The following is a 2,342-nucleotide window of genomic DNA, read 5'->3' on the forward strand; positions in this document are numbered from 1 at the left end:
TGCGAACGCAGATCCATCAAATGCACCGCCGCTCACCACATACGCGCACAAGTAAGCTTCGTCCCGCTCGTCTTTCCGGGCGACGACCACGGCTTCCTTCACGTCCGCGCGCTGCAGCAGACGGTGTACAATTTCGCCCGTCTCGATCCGGTACCCCCGGATTTTCACCTGCTCGTCGATCCGGCCCATGTACTCCAGGTTCCCATCCGGCAGCCATCTGGCCAGGTCTCCCGTCCGGTACATCCGCTCCCCAGGTTCGAATGGATTGTCCACGAACTTCTCTGCCGTAAGCTCTGGACGGTTCATGTATCCGCGCGCCAAGCCGTCTCCCGCGATGCACAGCTCCCCCGGCACCCCGATCGGCGCTAGCTTGTTCGCTCGGTCGACAACGTATGTCCGGGTATTGGCAATCGGACGTCCAATCGGAATCGTTCCCCGGTTCACGTCCCCTTCGCCTATCGGATAGCAGCATGCGAAGGTTGTACTTTCCGTCGGGCCGTAACCGTTGATCAGCTGCAACCCTTTGATTTGCATCGCTTTGTTCGCATGTTGCGCGGAGACGACATCACCGCCTACGAGCAGCTGGCGCACTCCTTTTAGCCCATGCAGACGATGTTCCACCATGACGTTAAACAAGCCCGACGTTAACCACAGAATGGTGACGCCGTATTTTTCGATCCGTTCAGCCAGTTCTTCCAGCGTCGGAATGCGCGGCGGCATCAGTACCAACTTCGCACCGTTTAGCAAACTTCCCCAAATTTCAAATGTCGCCGCATCAAAGGAAACCGTCGATGCCTGTAAAAAGACATCTTGTTCCGTGATGCGCACATAGTCCGTTTCCTTCACCAGCCGTACAACGCCGCGTTGGACGACGGCTACGCCCTTCGGCTGTCCCGTCGATCCCGACGTGTAGATGACATACGCCAGATCATTCGGCCCGCTTGCCGCTGGCAAGTTCGCGGTGTCGCCTGCATACAGCGACGCGTCCGCCAGGTTCAGCATGGTTCCTTCGTAATCTTGCGGTACTTCCACGTCCCCGCCGTATACGAGCAGCAGCCTTGCGCCGCTGTCTTCCAGCATGTACGCGATCCGCTCTTCCGGGTACGCCGGGTCGATCGGCAGGTACGCGCCTCCGGCCTTCAAGATCGCGAGAATGCCCACGATCATCTCTACCGACCGTTCCGCCATAATCCCCACGATCCGGTCCGCTCCGACGCCACGCGCCCGCAGCTCATACGCCAACTGGTTCGCCTTCGCATTCAGTTCCCCATACGTCAACCGTTCAGACTCGAATACGACCGCCTCCGCTTCCGGCGTCCGCTCCGCCTGCTGCTCGAACAGCGCGTGAATCGTTTGGTCCTTCGGATACTCCACCTTCGTGTCGTTAAACGTTTTCAGCAACTGACGCTTCTCTTCTTCCCTGACCAGCTCGATCTCGTTCAGCTGCATGTCAGGGCGTTCTGCCACTTGCTCCACGATTGCCGCCAAATGCCTGACCATCCGCTCGACCGTTTCCTTCTTGAATAGCGCCGTGCTGTATTCCCAGTCGAAATACAGGCGCCCATCCTGCTCGACTGCAACCACCGTCAGGTCGAATTTCGTGACCTGGTATTCCTGCGGATACGGCCGAATCGTCAGCCCTTCCGCCTTCCATTCGCTCATCTGCATGTTCTGCAGCACCAGCATCGTGTCGAACAGCGGGTTGCGGCTCGTATCCCGCCGCACTGCCGCCTTCTCCACCAGTTCCTCAAACGGATAGTCCTGGTTCTCCATCGCGCCCAGCACCGCAACCTTCACTTCCGCCAAGTACGCATCGAACCGTTTGCTTCCTGCTGGGCGGCTGCGCATCGCCAGCGTGCCAACGAACATCCCGATCATCCGTTCCGCATCCGGATGCCTTCTGCCCGCCACCGGAGTACCGACGACGACATCCTCCTGCCCCGCATAGCGCGACAGCAGCACCCCGTACGCCGCCAACAGCGCCATGTACAGCGTAACTCCTTGTTTCGCGCACAGCTGCTTCAGCCGTTCTGTTTCGTGCTCGCTCCACAATTGACCCGCGTGGTCCCCTTCGAACCGGCGGACTGCCGGTCGTGCGTAATCCGTCGGCAGTTGCAGCACCGGCGCCTCTTCCCCAAACGCCTGCAGCCAGTATTGCTCCTGAGCTTGGTACGCCTCGCCCTGCATCTTCTCACGCAGCCATACCGCATAATCCTTATAGTGGACCACCAGCGGTGCCAACTGTTCACCCGCGTATAATCGCGTGAACTCGTCCACGAACACGTCCATCGATACGCCGTCCGAGACGATGTGGTGCATGTCCAGCAGCAGCACGTACCGCC

At 59.5% G+C, this 2,342-nt stretch carries 1 protein-coding gene; it reads right to left on the minus strand.

The genetic code is table 11. The features are described from left to right. On the minus strand, positions 1–2,334 hold a 2,334-nt coding region (locus AM231_RS29225), incomplete at its 3' end, for a non-ribosomal peptide synthetase (protein WP_278044645.1). Positions 2,335–2,342: the final 8 nt, after the last annotated feature.

This window comes from Paenibacillus solani, assembly GCF_001277345.1.
Lineage (GTDB): Bacteria > Bacillota > Bacilli > Paenibacillales > Paenibacillaceae > Paenibacillus_AQ > Paenibacillus_AQ solani.